We start from the raw sequence: 18,478 nt of genomic DNA, 5'->3' as shown, positions 1-18,478 counted from the left end.
CGGCGCCTTCGGGTCCGCCCAGATCGGCGACGGCTGTCTCCGTCAGTGTGCGGCGTGTGTCGACGGCGCCACTGAACTGACGCAGTCGCTCGCGGTCGACGGCGCCGGCGAGGCGGGCACCTGCCAGAAGCGCGTCCTCCTGGGCCAGGGCTTCGGCCGCGCGGGAGAATTCGAGCAGCACACGCGCGTCGGAGCCCGATTCGGCGTCCTGGATGCCGGTGAGCGCGCCGCCCACGCCGAAGGCCGCGGAAATGGTCGTGGTGTACCGCTCGTACGTCTGCGCCCATCCGGTGCGGCGGTCGAGCACCGAGGTCCGCAGTGTTCGCGTCCGTTCGGCTCCGGCGACGAAGCCTGCGAGACGCTCGGCCACTGCGGCGGGCAGGTCGGTGCCGTCGGCGACGGTGTGCTCATCGCCCAGGCGTAGTGCGGAGACTGCCCGGTCGGTGCGCTGGGCCAGCTCTTTCAGCGCGCTCTCGTGCTCGCTGGAGGGCCTGGTGGCGTAGCGCACGGCGGCCACGCGTTCGGCCTGGAGCGCGGCCACGGCGTCGGCGACCGGCACACGTATGGAGGCGTCCACGCTCTGGAGTCGGCGGAGCCGGGCGACGTCCTGGGCGGTGGTGACGGTGGCGTGTGCCCACAGGGCGAGCAGGGAGACGACGGGCACCATGAGCAGGCAGACGATCTTGGCGCGGACGGTGCGGGGGCGTAAATGCCATCGTCCCGCGCGCGTGGGTGGACCGTTTTTCGGGACGGCGCCGGTCTGGTCGTGGTCGTGGCGTTCGTCGGCCGGGGGTCCCGCGTGGGCGCGACGGCCCCGTATCGCGGGCTGGGTCGGCGTCTCGGCGCCGGCTGTCGGGGTCCTGCGGGGTGTACGCATGGCCTCCTCGATCGGAGTGGTTCGGGCGGAGCCTTCGACGGCCGCCACGCGTGCGTGGCCAGGGTCCTTCTGATGGATCTCCGTGGGAGAAGGAGCGGCGTCGTGGGGCCCCTCCCGCTCGAACGAAGCCGGGAGTGGGGGAGCGTGCTCTCGGCGTGCCGGGCGCAAGCCCTCGTACTGGATGTACTTGGGCTTGTGCCCGGTGCGGCGAGAGGGCGTGCCGGACGCCGCGACGCCACGGAGATCCATCAGAAGGGCCCTAGTGGGCGACGGCGCTGTCGACCGGCCGCTGGGCCGACGAGGAGGCCTCGCGCTCCCCGGTCGTGGGCGACAGCGCGACGAACGCGGAGGTGAGGAAGAGATAGGACCCGAGGCCGACGGCGAGGGGGAAGATGAACTGCATCGCCGTGGCCCCGGGCAGGACCGCGCCGGACGGGGCGACCTCCACGCGTACCGCCCACATACCGGTGTAGTGCATGGAGCTCACCGCTCCACCCATGACCAGGGAGGCGACGGTGACCGCGACGGGCGACTTGATGTTGAGTGCCGCCCACAGGGCCGCGGTCGCCGCGACCACGGCGATCACGATGGAGAGCGCGACGAGAGCCGGGGCGTACATCACGTCGCCGTGCAGCCGGACCGCCGCCATGCCCAGGTAGTGCATGCTCGCGACGCCCAGGCCGGTGGTGAGTCCGCCGAGGAGGAGAGCGCGGGTGCGGTCCCGGCCGTAGCCGACGGCGAAGACTCCGGCGCAGACGACGACCATGGCGACGAGAAGACTCAGGATGGTCAGCGGCACGTCGTAGCGGATCTCGGTGCCGCTGACGCCGAAGCCGAGCATCGCCACGAAGTGCACCGTCCAGATGCCGGTGCCGATCGCGGACGCCGCGGTGACGAGCCAGTTGCGGCGGGATCTGCCGGTGGCACCGAGCGCACGGACGGTGCAGCGCAGTCCGAGGGCGGCGCCGGTGCACGCCATGACGTACGACAGCACGGGGGTCAGCCAGCCGAAGGTGGCGTGGTCCAGGTGTCCCATGGCTCCGGGACGCTAGTGGGGACACAGGCGCAGGAAGGGGGCGCATTTCGAAAGGTGGTGGAATGTGGCGCGTATGTGCGCTGGAACGATCGCCTCACGCTCGAACATGCGCGCCGCGCCCTCCCCCTCACCGGTGAGGGATCATGCGGAACATGAGCGACGACCACACACATGTCCAGGAGTTCTTCACCGCGCGGGCAGCCGCCTGGGACAGCAAGTTCCCCGACGACGGCCCCGCGTACGCGGCTGCGATCGCCGAGCTCGGTCTGCGCGCGGGCGATCGTGTCCTCGACGCCGGGTGCGGCACGGGGCGGGCCCTGACGCCCCTGCGTGCCGCCGTGGGGCCCTCCGGAGTGGTGCTCGGGGCCGATCTGACGCCGGCCATGCTGGAGGCCGCCGTACGGGCGGGGCGGGACCGTGACGGGCAGTTGCTGCTCGCCGACGTGGCCGCGCTGCCGTTGCGCACGGAGTCGCTGGACGCGGTGTTCGCGGCCGGTCTCATCGCGCATCTGCCGAATCCCGCCGAAGATCTCCGGGAGTTGGCGCGGGTGGTCCGGCCGGGCGGCACCCTCGCGCTCTTCCATCCGATCGGCCGGGCGGCGCTCGCGGCGCGCCAGGGGCGGCGGATCACCCCGGAAGACCTGCGTGCGGAGAGGAATCTGGGCCCCCTGCTGGCCGGTTCGGGCTGGCGCATGACGTCGTACGTCGACGAGGACACCCGGTTCCTCGCACTGTCGGTGCGCGTCGGCTGAGCTCAGGGCCGCCCGGGGGACGGCGCGGCGCCGGGTCCGGAGCCCTCCGCTCACCGCCCTTCACGGCATGGGCCCTCTTCTGTCGCCGCGACTCCATCTCTACGTTGAGTAGGAGCACGTGAACGTTCTGTGATACCGACGTGGGGGAAGGTGGGTCACATGTTCGACAGGCTCCGTAAGTCCTTCGGCAGATTCCGCGACTCGTTGCGCACAGAGACGACCGCGCAGGAAGCGAAGCGTACGCACAATCTGTTCGAGGCGGCTGCCGCCTACATATCGGCGTGCGCCGAGGACGATCAGGACCGGATCGACGAGGCCGCGACCTGGGTGTCACCCGAGGCACTGTCGTTCGGGGTGAGCGAGCTGGCGTGCCGGGCTGTCATCGCACTGGCGCGGGAGCGGGACGAGTCGCCGCAGACGGTGGCGCGGTCACTTCTGGGGTTGCCCGCCGCCTGAACCGGTGAGGGTTTCCGGTCGTTTCGCCTCCGTCCGCCCGGTCCACCGCGGCTTCGCCGGACGGCCGCAGCTCCACGTGGGGTTCACGCTCGTGACAAGGGCCCGCCGGGCGCATTAGGGTGCGCCGACGGACGAGCGAGAGCGATGGGAGACCGGGATGGCCGGGACGGACGAGCCTGCCGTCGCCGCCGGGGACGACGACGCACTCTACGTGCTGACGGCGGTGCTGCTCACGCCCGCGAACTTCCCCAGTGTGCTGGGTGACGACTATCCGGAGGCCTGTGCGGCGCTCGGCCTCGCACCGCTCGCCGACGGGTACGGCATCGTCCTGGGCCAGGACGGCGACGGCGCTCGGTGGACGGTGGTGGTCGACGATGTGTCGCTGGTCGCCGTGGCCATCGCGTCGTGGGACTGCGGCATGGAGTACGACCTGTCGCCCGACGAGGACTCGGTCGTGGCCGCCCTGCCCGGCTGGCCCCTCGCGGTCGCCGTGGCGGCCCCCGGCGTGCCCGCTCCGCACGACCCCGACCCGGAGCTCACGGACCGGCCGCCGCTGAGCCCGCCGGACACCGGCATCTGGGGCCCTGCCCAGCGGCGCCTGGGGGCCGATGAGATCGCACTTCAGTGGGGCATGTGGCGGGAGCAGATCGACGACGCCGCGTTCGCCGGGCAGGACGGCACGAGCGAGGCAGCGGCTGCCGGGAACGCGACCGAGGCCGGGGATACCGCCAGGACCGGTGGCGACGAGAGCACCGCACGCACGGGCATCCGCCGTGTCCTCGCGGAAGCGCGCGCGTACGTGGAGTCGCCACCGCCTCTGGGACGTGTCCGTTCGACGTTCGCGCCCGGCGACGCCCGGACCCTCCGTGCCGACGGTCCCGGCTGGTCGATGGTGGCCAGGACCGACGACATCGCGTTCGTCCTCCTCGACGAAGAACCTGGGGAGGTGCTCCCGGTGGGCCGCGGCCCGGAACTGCCCGGCCTCCTGGAATCCCTCGACAAGATCGCGGTACGCCCCAACTGAGCCCCGGACCTCTCCCGCCGCCCTTGCCCGGCACCTGAGGTCTTGCGTCACCGGCCCGCTCTCGCGGGCCGGTGGCGTCTCAGCGACCGAGCTCCTTGCGCCCGACCCGGCGGAGCCTGCGCCGCTGCGAGGGGTCCAGCGTGAGGTACGCGGCTGTGGGGATCCCCAGAACTATCAAGAGATTGGCCCAGAACGGGAAGGGCAACAGGATCAACAGGACGATCCCGATTGCCGCACCCCCTGCGACGATCTTCGTGCTCTTCGACATCTCCGTCGCCTCCTTCGCGGCCACTGCCGCTCTCTGTCCTGAAAACGGGATCGAGCTCCCCGCAGTTCCGGACCACGACCCTGACACGACCCTGAGGTCGACCCCGGCACAACCCTGAGATGCCCGCGCCACCCACGGCGACAAGTGACCCACGTCACCGCCCGTCACACCTGTCGGAGGTTTGAAGTGATGTAACCTCGGCGATCCTGGCTGCAGTAGTCAAATTTGAGGAGTGCAGCATCTCTGTGCCACTGAATCTCGCGGCAAGTCCTTCCCACGTCTCCGAGCTGATCCGTTGCCACGCCGTTTTCGTGGGCGCGGACCCGGCCCGCACCGGCCGTGTGCTGTTCCGGCGACCGGACGGCACCGCGCCGCCCCTGGTCGCGCCCGGCTCCATCGAAGAGACGGCACTCGTGCTGCCGAGTGACAATGGCGTCGCGTCGGTGACAGTGCCGGCCATGTCACTCCCGGCGCACGCCGCGCTTCCGGTGCTCACGCGCGCGCGTGCCGCCGCGAGCGCCCATCGGTCGACCGCCTTCTGGGGCGCGGCAGTCGTACTGGCGCTGCAACTCACCGCGCGCGGGCTGCTGTTGCCCGGTGTGACCGCGAGCGGCCATGCCGCCTGGCGGGTCGGACCGCTGAGGGCGGAGGATCTGGAGCGGGTCCGGGAACTGGCCGCCGCGATGCCGCCCGAGGCGCACGCAGCGCCCATGGAGCACACGGCTCCGTTGCGCCTGCCGGATCCGGAACGGCTCCTGCGCGAATTCCTCGACGCGGTCGCCGACTCGTTGCCCCGCTCCCCCGCCGCGGCCCTCGCGGCAGGTGGCCCGGCCTTCGCCGGGAGGGAGCCGCAGCACGTGCCCGAGCAGCGCGTCTGGGCGGCGGATGTCGCCGCCGGTCACGACGCGGGGGTCCGCGTCTCGCTGCGCCTGGAAGTACCGGGCCTCGAGTCGGCCGACTCGGACGGGACACGGCTGTCGTTCCGGGCCGTACCGCAGGTGCACAGCGTGAGCGACCCGGCGCTGGTCGCGGACGCCGCCGACGTGTGGGTCGGCGCCGACGTGTTCGGCCCGCGCGCGCGGATGGACGCCCTGCTGGCGCTGCGCCGCGCGGCCCGGGCCTGGCCCCCGCTCACCCCGCTGCTCTCGGCCGCCGTACCGGAGTCGGTGGAACTCGCCGACGAGGAGGTCACGGAACTGCTCGGCGAGGGTACTCGCCTGCTGGCCGCCGCCGGTGTCGACGTGCACTGGCCCAAGGAGCTGGCACACAGGTTGACCGCCCGCGCGGTCATCGGGCCCCCGGACGACGAACAGGGCCCGGACAGGACCGCGTCCGACACCCCGTCGTACCTGTCCGCCGACGCGCTGCTCGCCTTCGACTGGTGGTTCTCACTGGGCGACCAGCGGCTCACCCGTCAGGAGTTGGACCTGCTCGCGGAGGCCAACCGCCCGATGGTGCGGCTGCGCGATCAGTGGGTCCTGGTCGACCCGGAGGAGATCCGCCGCACGCGTGCGCAGCAGGACCACAAGGTCTCGCCCGTCGAGGCGCTCAGCGCCGCCCTGACGGGCTCCACGGAGGTCGACGGCCGGATGGTCGACGTACGGCCCACGGGGTGGCTGGCGACGCTGCGGGAGCGGCTGTCGGACCCGGAGGGTCAGGAGCCGGTCGGGCAGCCGTCCGGGCTCGCCGCGACCCTGCGGGACTACCAGTTGCGCGGCCTGAACTGGCTGGCCCGGATGACCTCCCTGGGACTGGGCGGCTGTCTGGCCGACGACATGGGGCTGGGCAAGACGATCACCCTGATCGCCCTGCATCTGCACCGGCAGTCCGACGTCTCGTCCGCCGGCCCCACCCTCGTGCTCTGTCCGGCCTCGCTTATGGGCAACTGGCAGCGGGAGATCGAGAAGTTCGCGCCCGGCGTGCCGGTGCGCCGTTTCCACGGGGCCCGGCGCGGCCTTGAGGGCCTCGCCGACGGGGAGTTCGTCCTCACCACGTACGGCACCATGCGGCTCGACGCGCCGCGGCTCGCCGACGTGTCGTGGGGCATGGTCGTCGCGGACGAGGCACAGCACGTGAAGAACCCCTACTCGGCCACGGCGAAGGAGTTGCGCACGATCGGGGCACGCGCGCGTGTGGCGCTCACCGGCACTCCGGTGGAGAACAACCTGTCCGAGCTGTGGGCGATCCTCGACTGGACGACTCCGGGTCTGCTCGGCAGGCTCGGCACCTTCCGTACCCGGTACGCGCAGGCCGTCGAGGGCGGCCGGGATCCCGCCGCGGCGGAGCGGCTCGCCCGTCTCGTACGGCCGTTCCTGCTGCGCCGTCGCAAGTCGGACCCGGGCATCGCACCGGAGCTCCCGCCGAAGACCGAGACCGACCGCGCGGTGTCGCTCACCAGGGAACAGGTCGGCCTGTACGAGGCGCTGGTCCGCGAGACCATGGCGGAGATCGCCGCGGCCGACGGCATGGAGCGGCGCGGACTGATCGTGAAGCTGCTGACCGGGCTCAAGCAGATCTGCAACCACCCGGCGCAGTTCCTCAAGGAGGAGCGGCCCCGGATTCCCGGCAGATCGGGGAAGTTGGAGCTGCTGGACGAGCTCCTGGACACCATCCTCTCCGAGGGGGCGAGCGTTCTGGTGTTCACCCAGTACGTTCGAATGGCGCGGCTCCTGCACCGCCATCTCGCGGCGCGCGGAGTGCCGACGGGGTTTCTGCACGGCGGCACACCGATCCCCGAGCGCGAGGCGATGGTCGACCGCTTCCAGAAGGGCGAAGTGCCTGTCTTCCTGCTGTCGTTGAAGGCCGCCGGCACGGGCCTGAACCTGACGCGGGCCGAGCATGTCGTGCACTACGACCGCTGGTGGAACCCTGCCGTGGAGGCGCAGGCCACCGACCGGGCGTACCGCATCGGGCAGACACGACCGGTGCAGGTGCACCGGCTGATCACGGAGGGGACGGTCGAGGACCGCATCGCGGACATGCTGGTCCGCAAGCGGGAGTTGGCCGAGGCGGTGCTCGGCTCCGGCGACGCGGCGCTCACCGAGCTGTCCGACGCCGAACTGGCCGATCTGGTGGAGCTTCGAGGGAGCGGGCGATGACGGATCACACCGGGCGCGACGAAGAGCGCACGTTCGCGGCACTGGCTCCCGTGCGCGGGCGGGGTTTCGCCCGGACGTGGTGGGGTCAGGCCTGGCTGAAGGCCCTGGAGGACGCCGCGCTGGACTCGGAGCAGGTGAAGGCTGGACGCAGGCTCGCGCGCGCGGGAGCGGTGGGCGGCGTGTCGGTGCGCCCGGGGCGGGTCACGGCCGTCGTGCAGGACCGAGACGGCACGGCCCATCGCGCCGACGTCCTGTTCCAGGAGCTGTCCGAGGAGCACTGGGAGCGCTTTCTGCGCATGGCCGCCGAGCGGTCCGGGCACATCGCCGCGCTGCTCGACCGGGAGATGCCGCCGCATCTCGTCGAGGACGCCGCCACGGCTGGCGTCGAACTCCTGCCCGGGCTCGGTGATCTGGAGGCGGAGTGCGAGTGCGGCGCCTGGGACCACTGCGGCCACACCGCGGCGCTCTGCTACCAGGTGGCCCGGCTGCTGGACCAGGACCCGTTTCTCCTGCTGCTGATGCGGGGGCGCACCGAGCGCGCGCTCCTGGACGAGCTCCAGGTACGCAGCGTCGCCCCCTGGGTGGACGAGCAGAGGGCGCCGGAGGCCGTCCAGGACGGCTTGGACGCCGCCGAGGCGTTCGCGGCCGGGGACATCCTGCCTCCGCTGCCGGAGCCGCCCGAGTTGCCCGTGGAGCCCGGTCTGCCGCCCTCCCTGGACACCGAGGTCCCGCCCGCGCCCGGGGTGGACCCGGCCGCGCTGGAGTTCGTGGCGGCGCAGACCGCGCGGGAGGCCCATCGGATGCTGGCCGAGGCCCTCCACCCCGGCCATGAGCAGCGGCCGTTGGGCGAAGACCTGACGCTCCACCAGGATGCCGTGCGCCTGGCCGCCGGTGATCCGGGGCCGAGCATCGAGGCACGGCTCGCTCGCGGGTCCGAGCGCGACCGGGAAGGGCTGGCGCTCGCCGTCCGGGCCTGGCGGTACGGCGGTGCGGCCGGACTCGCCGTACTCGACGAGGAATGGCGGGTACCGGCGGAATCACTCGCACGCGCGCGTGCCGCCCTGGAGTCGGCCTGGGACGAGAACGAGCGGCCACGGCTGCGCTCCACGCACAACCGCTGGACCGTGATCGGCGGCTCGGCCCAACTGCGGCTGGGGCGTGACGGCCGCTGGTGGCCGTACCGCAAGGAGCGGGGCCGCTGGGTGCCGGCGGGTCCGGCGGCCCAGGACCCGGCAACCGCACTGGCCTCCGTCGGGGCCGAGGTCTAAGCGCCGACCCCGGACGTCTGAGTCTCGCCGGGGCGGGCCGGTGTCGTACACGCGCGTGAAGTCGGTGCGCCACACGTCCGCGCGCACCGAACGAGCTCGGCGTCGTGGGCTCACCACACGGGCGCGGGACGGCCTGTCCCGGCCGACTGTCGGCCGTGTCGGAGCGGTTCCCGCCTGGAGCGTGTACTACGGCATTTCGCCGGTGGCCAGGGACGGGAAAAGCGAGCCGAAGTTGCTGGGGAGCTCGCTCGGCAGGTCGCTCAGCAGGTCGGGCAACGACGGGAGCGCGCTGGGCAGCCGGGACGGGAGGCTCAGCGACGGAGTGGGCGTCGGGTCGCTGCTGCGATCGGTCTCGGCCGGAGGCTTGTCGTCCGGTGAGCCCTCGTCCCCGGTGGCCACCAGCACGACCGCCGCGACGGCGCCCACGACGATGATCATGGCGAGAAGGACGAACAGGATGTTCCGTCGCCCGCCGGGAGGAGGGCCGTCGGGCGGATCGGGCGGCTGCCAGGTCCCACCGTCCTGTCCCGATGGGGGCCGGCCCCCATCGCCGCCCTGTCCCGATGGGGGCCAGGCATCACCCTGTCCTGCTGGAGGCCACCCACCGCCCCGCGTAGGCGGGCCGAAGCCTCCGGGTGGTGGTGTGTATCCCCCGGTGGGGTCGCCCGCTGGCGGGCCGTAGCCCCCTGGCGGCGGTCCAGACCCTCCGCCGCTCGACGGCGGGGTGTCGTCCGGCGGTTGAGGTGGCTGGGGCGGTGACGGCGGCATGCCCATACCGTCCAGCGTCGCCGCGTACCGGTCATCGCGCGACCCCTGCGCGGGAGTTGATACGGACTCATGCCACGGACCGCACGATTCCGGAGAATTCCGCCGCGAGATCGGCCACAGGAGAGGCGGGAATCAGCCGGAACCGGCGGGGTGTGTCAAGCGGAGGATCAAAGCCGACACGAGGCAGGGGTCGGCACAGTCCGAGGGGCGGGCCGGAACGAGCGGAGGCCCGTCGCCGCTTGGAGCGGAACGGGCCTCCCACGCGCGCGTGATCAGCCGCGCGCGCCCAGCAGGTGGTCCATGGCCAGCTGGTCGAGGCGCTCGAACGCCATGCCGCGCGCGGCGGCGGCCTCGGCGTCGAAGTCCTCGAAGGCCGTGCGGTCCGCGAGGAGCGCCTGCAGGCCGTCGGCGGCCGTGGGCTGGGCCAGCTGGTCCAGACGCGCGGCACGCAGGGCCTCTTGGACCTCGGGGTCGGCACGGAAGGCGGTCGCGCGCTCCTTCAGGATGAGGTAGTTGCGCATGCAGCCCGCGGCCGACGCCCAGACACCGTCGAAGTCCTCGGTGCGCGGGGGCTTGAAGTCGAAGTGCTTCGGGCCCGCGTAACCGGCGCTCTCCAGGAGGTCGACCAGCCAGAAGGCCGAGCGCAGGTCGCCCGCGCCGAAGCGGAGGTCCTGGTCGTACTTGATGCCGGACTGGCCGTTGAGGTCGATGTGGAAGAGCTTGCCCGCCCAGAGGGCCTGGGCGATGCCGTGCGGGAAGTTCAGCCCGGCCATCTGCTCGTGGCCGACCTCCGGGTTGACGCCGTACAGCTCCGGGCGCTCCAGGCGCTCGATGAAGGCCAGGGCGTGGCCGACGGTGGGCAGCAGGATGTCGCCACGCGGCTCGTTCGGCTTGGGCTCGATCGCGAACTTCAGGTCGTAGCCCTGCGAGGTCACGTACTCGCCCAGGAGGTCGAAGGCCTCCTTCATCCGGTCCAGCGCGACCCGGACGTCCTTGGCGGCACCCGACTCGGCGCCCTCACGGCCGCCCCAGGCGACGTAGATCTTGGCGCCCAGCTCGACGGCCAGGTCGATGTTGCGGATCGTCTTGCGCAGGGCGTACCGGCGGACGTCGCGGTCGTTGGCGGTGAACGCGCCGTCCTTGAAGACGGGGTGCGTGAAGAGGTTGGTGGTGGCCATCGGCACGGTCATGCCGGTCGAGTCGAGTGCCGCGCGGAAGCGCTTGATGTGCTCCTCGCGCTCACTGTCCGAGGACCCGAAGGGGATCAGGTCGTCGTCGTGGAAGGTGACGCCGTAGGCGCCCAGTTCCGCCAGACGCTGCACCGTCTCGACCGGGTCGAGGGCGCGCCGGGTGGCGTCGCCGAACGGGTCCCTTCCCTGCCAGCCGACGGTCCACAGGCCGAAGGTGAACCTGTCCTCGGGGGTGGGCTGGTAGTTCATGCCGCGGCTCCTTGCGCTCCGACTATTTCGTCATGGCGATTTACAAATTAGTATGCGGACGCGTCTCTGGGAAGACAAGATGTCGCCGGGACGGAGACGTCAGCCACGTCCACGGCGGTCATGAGCCGCGTGAGAGGGAGAGCCCCATGTCAACAGCCGAGGGTCCGCTCGTCGTCGGTGTGGACTCGTCCACACAGTCCACCAAGGCCCTGGTCGTCGACGCGTCGACCGGACGGGTGGTGGCGAGCGGGCAGGCGCCGCACACCGTGTCCTCCGGGGCGGGCCGCGAGAGCGATCCGCGGCAGTGGTGGGACGCGCTGTGCGAGGCGCTGAACCAGTGCGGGGAGGCGGCGCGCGAGGCCGCGGCGGTGTCGATCGGAGGCCAGCAGCACGGCCTCGTCACCCTCGATGCCCGGGGCGAACCGGTCCGTCCCGCGATGCTGTGGAACGACGTGCGGTCGGCACCGCAGGCCCGTCGTCTGGTGGAGGAGCTGGGCGGCGCGAAGGCCTGGGCCGAGCGTGCCGGAAGCGTGCCGGGGGCGTCGTTCACCGTCACGAAATGGGCCTGGCTGGCCGAGAACGAGCCCGAGGCCGTGCGGGCGACCGCGGCCGTACGGCTGCCGCACGACTACCTCACCGAGCGCCTCACGGGCCAGGGCACGACCGACCGGGGCGACGCCTCCGGTACGGGCTGGTGGGCGTCGGCGACCGAGGCGTACGACGAGGAGGTCCTCGCCCATGTGGGGCTGGACCCGGCGCTGCTGCCCCGTGTGGTGCGGCCGGGCGAGGTCGCGGGAACGGTACGGGACGCCCACGACCTGCCGTTCTCGAAGGGCACCCTGGTGGCTCCCGGCACCGGTGACAACGCCGCCGCCGCACTGGGGCTCGGGCTGCGACCCGGTGCCCCGGTGATGAGCCTCGGCACCTCCGGCACGGTGTACGCGGTCTCCAAGCGGCGCCCCGCCGACCCGACCGGCACGGTGGCGGGCTTCGCCGACGCCCACGGCGACTGGCTGCCGCTGGCCTGCACCCTGAACTGCACCCAGGCCGTCGACCGCGTCGCCACCCTGCTGAACCTGGACCGCGAGGCCGTCGAGCCCGGCGCGGGCGTCACCCTGCTCCCCTACCTGGACGGTGAGCGCACCCCGAACCTGCCGAACGCCTCCGGCCTGCTGCACGGGCTGCGGCACGACACGACCGGCGGGCAGCTGCTCCAGGCCGCGTACGACGGCGCGGTCCACTCCCTGCTGGGCGCCCTCGACCTGGTACTCGACGAGGACGCGGACACCTCCGCGCCGCTGCTGCTCATCGGCGGGGGCGCTCGGGGCACGGCCTGGCAGCAGACGGTACGGCGGCTGTCGGGACGTGCCGTGCAGGTTCCCGAGGCCAAGGAGCTGGTCGCGCTGGGTGCCGCCGCGCAGGCCGCCGGGCTGCTCACCGGCGAGGACCCGGCGTCGGTCGCCCGCCGCTGGAACACCGCCCGCGGGCCGGTACTGGAAGCCGTGGAGCGGGACGAGGAGACGCTGGCCAGGATCGCCGGGGTACTCTCCGACGCGGCTCCGCTGCTGGAGCGCGAGCCGGACGGGCGCTGACGCCCCGGTCGGGTGCCGTTGCGACGAGGGGGTGTCTGACGTGGGGAAAGTCGGTTCCGGCATGATCTACAGGACATCCACGAGCACACGTCGACGGGAGCCGAGGGAGGCATGACCGCACCGCTGCACGAGTCCCGTCCGAGCGGTCCCGGCCGCCGTCTGCCCGACACCCAGCAGGGCATGCGTCGCCGGAACCTCTCCCGGGTCATGCACACCGTCAACGCCGAGGGGCCGCTGTCACGTGCCGCGGTCGCCTCGCGCATCGGCCTCACCCGGGCCGCCGTGTCGACGCTGGTGGACGAGCTGATCCGTTCGGGACTCCTGGAGGAACTGGGCCCCGAGCGTCCGGGCCGGGTCGGCCGGCCCGGCTCCGCGCTCGCCCTGAGTGGACGAGGTCCGGCCGGAATCGGCGCGGAGATCGGTGTCGACCACCTCGCGGTCTGTGCCGTGGACCTGCGCGGTGAGGTGCGGGCGCGGGCCGTCCAGCAGGGAACCAACCGGGGCCGGTCGCCCGAGCCGGTCATCCAGGAGCTGACGGCACTCGTGCGCCAGGTCATCGCCGCGGCGCGCACCGAGGGATTGTGGCCGGCGGGCCTCGCGGTCGCCGTGCCCGGACTCGTGGCGCGCGACGCCCGGACCGTGGTCCGCGCCCCCAACCTCGACTGGCACGACGCCGACCTCGGCGCCCTGCTGCCGGGCGATCTGGCACTGACGGTGGACAACGAGGCCAACTTCGGTGGTCTCGCCGAACTCTGGCTCGGCGACGGGACACCGTCCGACTTCCTGCATGTCTCCGCGGAGATCGGCATCGGTGGCGCGGTGGTCGTGGACGGCCGACTGCTCCGTGGAACGCGTGGGTTCGCCGGTGAGTTGGGCCATGTGCCGGTACGGCCCGAGGGCCCCGAGTGCGCGTGCGGTGGACGTGGCTGTCTGGAGCAGTACGCCGGTGAGGAGGCCGTGCTGCGGGCGGCCGGGCTGGAACCGGGCGAGGACAGCGTCGAGTTGCTCGCCGAGAGGGCCGCCGCCGGTGACGACGAGGTACGCCGGGCGCTGCGCGGCGCCGGGACCGCGCTCGGCATCGCGCTGACCGGCGCGGTCAATCTGCTGGACCCCGAGACCGTAGTGCTGGGCGGCGCCCTGGCCGCGCTGGCGCCCTGGCTGCTTCCGGCCCTGGAGCACGAGTTGGCCCGGCGCACGGCAGGGCCCGCGTGTGCGGTGACCGTGTCGCGGCTGGGCTCGGACGGGCCACTGCTGGGGGCGGCGCATTCGGTGGTGCGGGGCGTGCTGGACGATCCGGCGACGCTGGGTGTACGGCCGTGATGGCGAGACTCGGCGTACAGCTTTGACCAGGCGGCGCCGCGTACATCCGTGTTCAGGAGGCGCCGCGTACATCCGTGTCCGGAAGTGCGGCGTACACCCGTGACGAGGTGACTCGGTCACAGACCTGCAACCGGGCGAGTCGACCTCTCAATTCACAGGCTCGCGGGGTCATTTCCCTCGCGTGGGTGATGAAGTTATCCACAGCGGCCCGGTTATCCACCGATTTCCGCTCGCTCCGACGGCTGATCGTCCATCGCCGTACCGTAATTCAACGCGAGGCGCAGCCGCTCGACCTGCGGATGCGTCTTCCGACATGACGCGCCTGTCTCCGCACAGGACGTCGGAGACCTTGTTGCCGTCGGTAGAACGGAGCCGTCCAGCCATGAGCGACACCCAGGGAGCCGAATCGTCGCCGAGCAGGCGGCGTCTGTTGAAGGGCACCGCCCTCGCCGCGATCCCCTACGCGATGCTCCCGAGCCCCCGGGCCGGCGCCCACCCGCCGCCCGTCGACCACCCGAACGCCGGATGGGAACCGGCGAGCCCGGCCAACTACACCGCGGCCGACCGCCCGACCAGCCACCCGATCGACCTGGTGATCATCCATGTGACCCAGACGACGTACAAGAACACCCTGCCCGTCTTCTGGAACCCGGCCAAGCAGGTGTCCGCGCACTATGTCCTGCGGTCGGCCGACGGAAGGATCACCCAGTGCGTCCGTGAACGTGACATCGCCTGGCACGCGGGCAACTGGGACTACAACGCGCGGAGCATCGGCATCGAGCACGAGGGCTGGGTGGACCAGCCCGAGTACTTCACGGGTGCCATGTACGAGCAGTCGGCGGCACTCACCGCGACGATCTGCGAGAGGTACAGCTTGCCGAAGGACCGCGATCACATCATCGGTCACCACGAGGTTCCGGGCACCGACCACACCGATCCCGGGCCGCACTGGGACTGGGATCGGTACATACGTCTGGTCAACGCCGTCTGAGCGGGAGCGGGACGGCGGGTGCACCGCCGGCGCCGCGTTCGGCACAGACGAGGTCACGGTCCATGTCGCGTCCGAGGCTGCGGGCGCCGTCACGTGGCTTGTCGGGGCGTCGGTCCGGCGTGACGATGGTCCCTGCCGCGCAAGCCTTTCGGGAGGCCGAGTTGACCGATCCATGGGTGGCTCTCGAACCTGGAGCCGACCCCGTCGAGCGGGTGCGGGTGCTGCGCCGGGCTCATGAGGTGTTCACGCAGCGGGGCACGGTGGCGAGACCCGTGCGTTCCGTGGTGGCCGATTCATGGCGACGCTCGGCCAAGGCAGGGGTCGGGCCCGAGGGCACCGCGCGGGTGGAGCTGACGGACGGCGACCTCGGCACCTATCGCGCGGAGCATCCGCTGGCGAGGGTGATGCCGTTGGTCCGGGAGCTGCTGGGCACGTTCGCGGCGGACGGCGAGCATCTGCTGGCGGTGTGCGACGCGCAGGGCAGGCTGCTGTGGGTGGAGGGGCATCCGGCGACCAGACGGCGGGCGGACCGGATGAACTTCGTTCCGGGAGCGCGCTGGGCGGAGTCCGCGGTCGGCACGAATGCGCCGGGTACGGCGGTCGCCCTGGACCGGCCCGTGCAGGTTTTCGCGGCCGAGCACTTCATACGGCGGGTGCAGCCGTGGACGTGTGCGGCGGCGCCGGTGCACGATCCGCGCACCGGGCGGGTGCTCGGCGCGGTCGACATCACCGGCGGCGACCGGCTGGCGCATCCGCACAGCCTTGGCTTCGTACAGGCGGTGGCGCGGGCAGCCGAATCACAGCTGGCGCTGCTCGCCCCGCCCGGTGCCGCGACCGACGCGCTCGAACTCACCGCTCTCGGCCGTGACGAGGCCCAACTCCTGGTCGGCGGGGGGAAGGTCAGGCTCAGCCGTCGGCACAGCGAGATCCTGGTGTTGCTGTCCCGGCATCCGGAAGGGCTGTCCGGTGACGAGTTGCTGTGCGCGCTGTACGAGGACGAGTCGGTGACACCGGTGACGTTGCGGGCCGAGGTGGCGCGGCTGCGGCGGCTGCTCGGGCCCGGTTTGCTGGGGTCGCGTCCGTACCGGCTCATGGTTCCGGTCGAGTCGGATGTGGCGGTCGTGGAAAGGAGGTTGGAGACGGGAGCGGTCACCTCGGCCGTGGCGGCGTACGGCGGTCCCCTGCTGCCCGGTTCGCAGGCACCGGCCGTCGTACGACTGCGGCACCGGCTCGCCGACGGGCTGCGCACGGCCCTCATAGCCCGGCGCGACCCCGACCTCCTGGCGGACTGGGCGCACGCCCCGTGGGGCGAGGACGACCTCGACGTATGGCGGGCGCTCGCGGCCGTACGACCGACGGCGGCCGTGCGGGCGAGGCTGCGCGAGTTGGAGGCGGAACTGGCGGCACCGTCTGGTTGGGTGCGGGGCCGGCGGCTCTGAGTCCGGCCCCGAAGGCAGAGCGGCTTCCGGGCAGCCGGGCCTCCTGCCTCCTGGCGTCCTCGCCTACTGGCCCTCTGGCCTCCTGGCGTCCTCGCCTCCTGGTCCCCTCGCCTCCTGGCCCCTGGCCCCCTGGCTCGGCGGGAAATCCGGGCGACGCGGCGGCGCCAGCCGTGGCAGCCTGCGGTCATGCCGGAGTTCCGTGATCACGCAGGCAAGCGCTACGCCATCGTGTTCCACTACGCGTTGCCCGACGACGCGTGGTGTGTGGAACTCAGTGAGGCGGTTCCGCTGCCGCCCAGGTCGGCCGGGATGCCCACGGCGATGACTCACCTGCCCGGCTCCGCCTTCCTGGTGGCGTACATACCCGATGAGGATCCGGACCTGGAGCCGACGGTCCATGTCCACAGCGATGACGAACATGTCATCCCCTACGAGATCATGCGCTGGTTCATGGAGGAGGTGGCGGGGCAGGTGGAGCGTTGCCGCGTCGCGTTCGAGGCGGGCGAGCCTGAAGCGGTGGAATGAGGACGGCTCCGCAACGTCGTTGCAACCATTGGGTTTCTAGCCTCCTCGCGAGAGCTGCCCAATGGCGGGTGGCGCTTCTTGGAGGCAGGTACTTCATGACGCGTTTCGCAGCGCCCGGTACGGATGGCGCGGTCGTCTCCTATGAGGCGCGGTACGACCACTTCATCGGGGGTGAGTATGTGCCGCCCGCGCGGGGGCAGTACTTCGAGAACCCGAGCCCGGTGAACGGGCTGCCGTTCACGGAGATCGCGCGGGGTACGAGCGAGGACGTGGAGCGGGCGTTGGACGCGGCGCACGCCGCCGCGCCGGGCTGGGGCCGTACGTCGGTGACCGAGCGTGCGGACATCCTGTGGAAGATCGCCGATCGGATGCAGCCAACCTGGAGAAGCTGGCGGTCGCGGAGAGCTGGGAGAACGGCAAGCCGGTGCGCGAGACGCTGGCCGCCGACATTCCGCTGGCGATCGACCACTTCCGGTACTTCGCGGGGGCGATCCGCGCGCAGGAGGGTTCGCTCGCGGAGCTCGACGACGACACGGTGGCGTACCACTTCCACGAGCCGCTCGGTGTGGTCGCCCAGATCATTCCGTGGAACTTCCCGATCCTGATGGCGACCTGGAAGCTGGCGCCCGCGCTGGCGGCGGGCAACGCGGTCGTGCTCAAGCCGGCAGAGCAGACTCCGGCGTCGATCCACGTCTGGCTGAGCCTGGTCTCCGATCTGCTGCCGCCGGGTGTCGTGAACATCGTCAACGGGTTCGGGGTGGAGGCGGGCAAGCCGCTGGCGTCCAGTCCGCGGGTGGCGAAGGTGGCGTTCACGGGCGAGACGACGACCGGGCGGCTGATCATGCAGTACGCCTCGGAGAACATCACGCCGGTGACGCTCGAACTCGGTGGCAAGTCGCCGAACATCTTCTTCGACGACGTGTGGTCGGCGAACGACGACTTCCGCGACAAGGCCCTCGAAGGCTTCACGATGTTCGCGCTCAACCAGGGCGAGGTGTGCACCTGTCCCTCGCGGGCGCTGGTGCAGCGCGGTCACTACGCCGAGTTCATGGAAGCGGCCGTGGCCCGCACCGAGCAGATCAAGACCGGGCACCCGCTCGACACCGACACCATGATCGGCGCACAGGCCTCCAACGACCAGTTGGAGAAGATCCTCTCCTACCTGGACATCGGCCGACAGGAGGGGGCCAAGGTCCTCACCGGTGGAGAACGCATCGAGCATGACGGGGAGTTGAAGGGCGGCTACTACGTCCAGCCGACGATCTTCGAGGGCGACAACCGTATGCGGATCTTCCAGGAGGAGATCTTCGGGCCGGTCGTGTCCGTCACGTCGTTCAACGACTTCGACGACGCCATCAAAATAGCCAACGACACGCTGTACGGCCTCGGGGCCGGCGTGTGGACGCGGGACGCCAACACCGCCTACCGCGCGGGCCGTTCCATCCAGGCGGGCCGCGTCTGGACGAACTGCTACCACGCGTACCCGGCCCACGCCGCGTTCGGCGGCTACAAGGGCTCGGGCATCGGCCGCGAGACCCACAAGATGATGCTGGACCACTACCAGCAGACGAAGAACATTCTTTGTTCCTACAGCCCTCAGAAGCTTGGCTTCTTCTAAACCTCAA

General features: G+C 71.6%; 15 protein-coding genes and 1 pseudogene. 11 read left to right on the top strand and 5 right to left on the bottom strand.

What is annotated here, in order from left to right; translation table 11 throughout:
• Both STRIP9103_RS12990 and STRIP9103_RS12985 read right to left on the bottom strand, forming a co-directional pair.
• A partial coding sequence (locus tag STRIP9103_RS12990; RefSeq protein ID WP_199790537.1) for a nitrate- and nitrite sensing domain-containing protein occupies nt 1–877 on the bottom strand: 877 nt, incomplete at its 3' end.
• Between the two features lie 259 nt (nt 878–1,136).
• Nucleotides 1,137–1,913, bottom strand: a complete 777-nt coding sequence (locus tag STRIP9103_RS12985; protein ID WP_009309518.1) for an MHYT domain-containing protein — start codon at nt 1,911–1,913, stop codon at nt 1,137–1,139.
• Nucleotides 1,914–2,056: 143 nt separating this feature from the next.
• Here STRIP9103_RS12985 and STRIP9103_RS12980 point away from each other — a divergent pair, with 143 nt between their 5' ends.
• The 3 genes from STRIP9103_RS12980 to STRIP9103_RS12970 all read left to right on the top strand — a co-directional run bounded on the left by STRIP9103_RS12980 (nt 2,057) and on the right by STRIP9103_RS12970 (nt 4,145).
• Nucleotides 2,057–2,665, top strand: coding sequence for a class I SAM-dependent methyltransferase (locus tag STRIP9103_RS12980; protein ID WP_009309522.1), 609 nt, complete (start codon nt 2,057–2,059; stop codon nt 2,663–2,665).
• Between the two features lie 159 nt (nt 2,666–2,824).
• Nucleotides 2,825–3,121 (top strand): hypothetical protein, encoded by a 297-nt coding sequence (locus tag STRIP9103_RS12975; RefSeq protein WP_009309527.1) that lies wholly within the window; start codon nt 2,825–2,827, stop codon nt 3,119–3,121.
• A gap of 157 nt (nt 3,122–3,278) precedes the next feature.
• On the top strand, nt 3,279–4,145 hold the full coding sequence (locus tag STRIP9103_RS12970) for a hypothetical protein (RefSeq protein WP_009309532.1): 867 nt from the start codon (nt 3,279–3,281) through the stop codon (nt 4,143–4,145).
• A 79-nt stretch (nt 4,146–4,224) separates the two neighbouring features.
• Here the strand turns inward: STRIP9103_RS12970 and STRIP9103_RS12965 are convergent, their stop codons facing one another.
• The gene (locus STRIP9103_RS12965; protein ID WP_048820193.1) at nt 4,225–4,413 is read right to left on the bottom strand and encodes a hypothetical protein; all 189 of its coding nucleotides are present in this window, start codon (nt 4,411–4,413) and stop codon (nt 4,225–4,227) included.
• Nucleotides 4,414–4,658: 245 nt separating this feature from the next.
• Between STRIP9103_RS12965 and STRIP9103_RS12960 the strand changes: the two genes are divergently transcribed.
• Nucleotides 4,659–7,511 (top strand): DEAD/DEAH box helicase, encoded by a 2,853-nt coding sequence (locus tag STRIP9103_RS12960; RefSeq protein ID WP_009309534.1) that lies wholly within the window; start codon nt 4,659–4,661, stop codon nt 7,509–7,511.
• The gene (locus STRIP9103_RS12955; protein ID WP_009309530.1) at nt 7,508–8,779 is read left to right on the top strand and encodes a hypothetical protein; all 1,272 of its coding nucleotides are present in this window, start codon (nt 7,508–7,510) and stop codon (nt 8,777–8,779) included. The genes STRIP9103_RS12960 and STRIP9103_RS12955 overlap by 4 nt, the downstream gene beginning before the upstream one ends.
• Before the next feature lie 186 nt (nt 8,780–8,965).
• Here the strand turns inward: STRIP9103_RS12955 and STRIP9103_RS51440 are convergent, their stop codons facing one another.
• Nucleotides 8,966–9,217: a hypothetical protein gene (locus tag STRIP9103_RS51440; protein WP_048820192.1), complete on the bottom strand. Its 252-nt coding sequence runs from the start codon at nt 9,215–9,217 to the stop codon at nt 8,966–8,968.
• Between the two features lie 602 nt (nt 9,218–9,819).
• Complete coding sequence (gene xylA, locus STRIP9103_RS12945) at nt 9,820–10,986, bottom strand: xylose isomerase (protein WP_009309526.1); 1,167 nt, start codon at nt 10,984–10,986, stop codon at nt 9,820–9,822.
• Between the two features lie 146 nt (nt 10,987–11,132).
• On the opposite strand from xylA, the gene xylB reads away from it, so the two are divergent.
• From xylB to adh, 6 genes and pseudogenes are all read left to right on the top strand, one after another.
• Entirely contained in the window at nt 11,133–12,578 is a 1,446-nt protein-coding gene (xylB, locus tag STRIP9103_RS12940; RefSeq protein ID WP_009309519.1) for a xylulokinase, read from the top strand.
• A 111-nt stretch (nt 12,579–12,689) separates the two neighbouring features.
• On the top strand, nt 12,690–13,898 hold the full coding sequence (locus STRIP9103_RS12935) for an ROK family transcriptional regulator (protein WP_009309524.1): 1,209 nt from the start codon (nt 12,690–12,692) through the stop codon (nt 13,896–13,898).
• A 382-nt stretch (nt 13,899–14,280) separates the two neighbouring features.
• On the top strand, nt 14,281–14,889 hold the full coding sequence (locus STRIP9103_RS12930) for an N-acetylmuramoyl-L-alanine amidase (protein WP_009309520.1): 609 nt from the start codon (nt 14,281–14,283) through the stop codon (nt 14,887–14,889).
• 125 nt (nt 14,890–15,014) lie between these two features.
• A complete protein-coding gene (locus STRIP9103_RS12925) occupies nt 15,015–16,328 on the top strand; it encodes a GAF domain-containing protein (protein WP_234022190.1) in 1,314 nt (437 codons plus the stop codon).
• 186 nt (nt 16,329–16,514) lie between these two features.
• Nucleotides 16,515–16,853: a hypothetical protein gene (locus STRIP9103_RS12920; RefSeq protein WP_009309525.1), complete on the top strand. Its 339-nt coding sequence runs from the start codon at nt 16,515–16,517 to the stop codon at nt 16,851–16,853.
• Nucleotides 16,854–16,948: 95 nt separating this feature from the next.
• A pseudogene (gene adh / locus STRIP9103_RS12915) lies at nt 16,949–18,471 on the top strand (aldehyde dehydrogenase).
• Nucleotides 18,472–18,478: the final 7 nt, after the last annotated feature.

This window comes from Streptomyces ipomoeae 91-03 (genome assembly GCF_000317595.1).
Taxonomy (GTDB): domain Bacteria; phylum Actinomycetota; class Actinomycetes; order Streptomycetales; family Streptomycetaceae; genus Streptomyces; species Streptomyces ipomoeae.
The sequence above is the reverse complement of the archived record's forward strand: the minus strand, read 5'-3'. Positions and strand labels throughout refer to the sequence as shown.

What these genes read in the sequence shown, in the direction of transcription:
- STRIP9103_RS12985 (WP_009309518.1), bottom strand. Translation starts at nt 1,913, where the DNA reads ATGGGACACCTGGACCACGCCACCTTCGGCTGGCTGACCCCCGTGCTG.
- STRIP9103_RS12980 (WP_009309522.1), top strand. Translation starts at nt 2,057, where the DNA reads ATGCGGAACATGAGCGACGACCACACACATGTCCAGGAGTTCTTCACC.
- STRIP9103_RS12975 (WP_009309527.1), top strand. Translation starts at nt 2,825, where the DNA reads ATGTTCGACAGGCTCCGTAAGTCCTTCGGCAGATTCCGCGACTCGTTG.
- STRIP9103_RS12970 (WP_009309532.1), top strand. Translation starts at nt 3,279, where the DNA reads ATGGCCGGGACGGACGAGCCTGCCGTCGCCGCCGGGGACGACGACGCA.
- STRIP9103_RS12965 (WP_048820193.1), bottom strand. Translation starts at nt 4,413, where the DNA reads ATGTCGAAGAGCACGAAGATCGTCGCAGGGGGTGCGGCAATCGGGATC.
- STRIP9103_RS12955 (WP_009309530.1), top strand. Translation starts at nt 7,508, where the DNA reads ATGACGGATCACACCGGGCGCGACGAAGAGCGCACGTTCGCGGCACTG.
- STRIP9103_RS51440 (WP_048820192.1), bottom strand. Translation starts at nt 9,217, where the DNA reads ATGATCATCGTCGTGGGCGCCGTCGCGGCGGTCGTGCTGGTGGCCACC.
- xylA (WP_009309526.1), bottom strand. Translation starts at nt 10,986, where the DNA reads ATGAACTACCAGCCCACCCCCGAGGACAGGTTCACCTTCGGCCTGTGG.
- xylB (WP_009309519.1), top strand. Translation starts at nt 11,133, where the DNA reads ATGTCAACAGCCGAGGGTCCGCTCGTCGTCGGTGTGGACTCGTCCACA.
- STRIP9103_RS12935 (WP_009309524.1), top strand. Translation starts at nt 12,690, where the DNA reads ATGACCGCACCGCTGCACGAGTCCCGTCCGAGCGGTCCCGGCCGCCGT.
- STRIP9103_RS12930 (WP_009309520.1), top strand. Translation starts at nt 14,281, where the DNA reads ATGAGCGACACCCAGGGAGCCGAATCGTCGCCGAGCAGGCGGCGTCTG.
- STRIP9103_RS12925 (WP_234022190.1), top strand. Translation starts at nt 15,015, where the DNA reads ATGGTCCCTGCCGCGCAAGCCTTTCGGGAGGCCGAGTTGACCGATCCA.
- STRIP9103_RS12920 (WP_009309525.1), top strand. Translation starts at nt 16,515, where the DNA reads ATGCCGGAGTTCCGTGATCACGCAGGCAAGCGCTACGCCATCGTGTTC.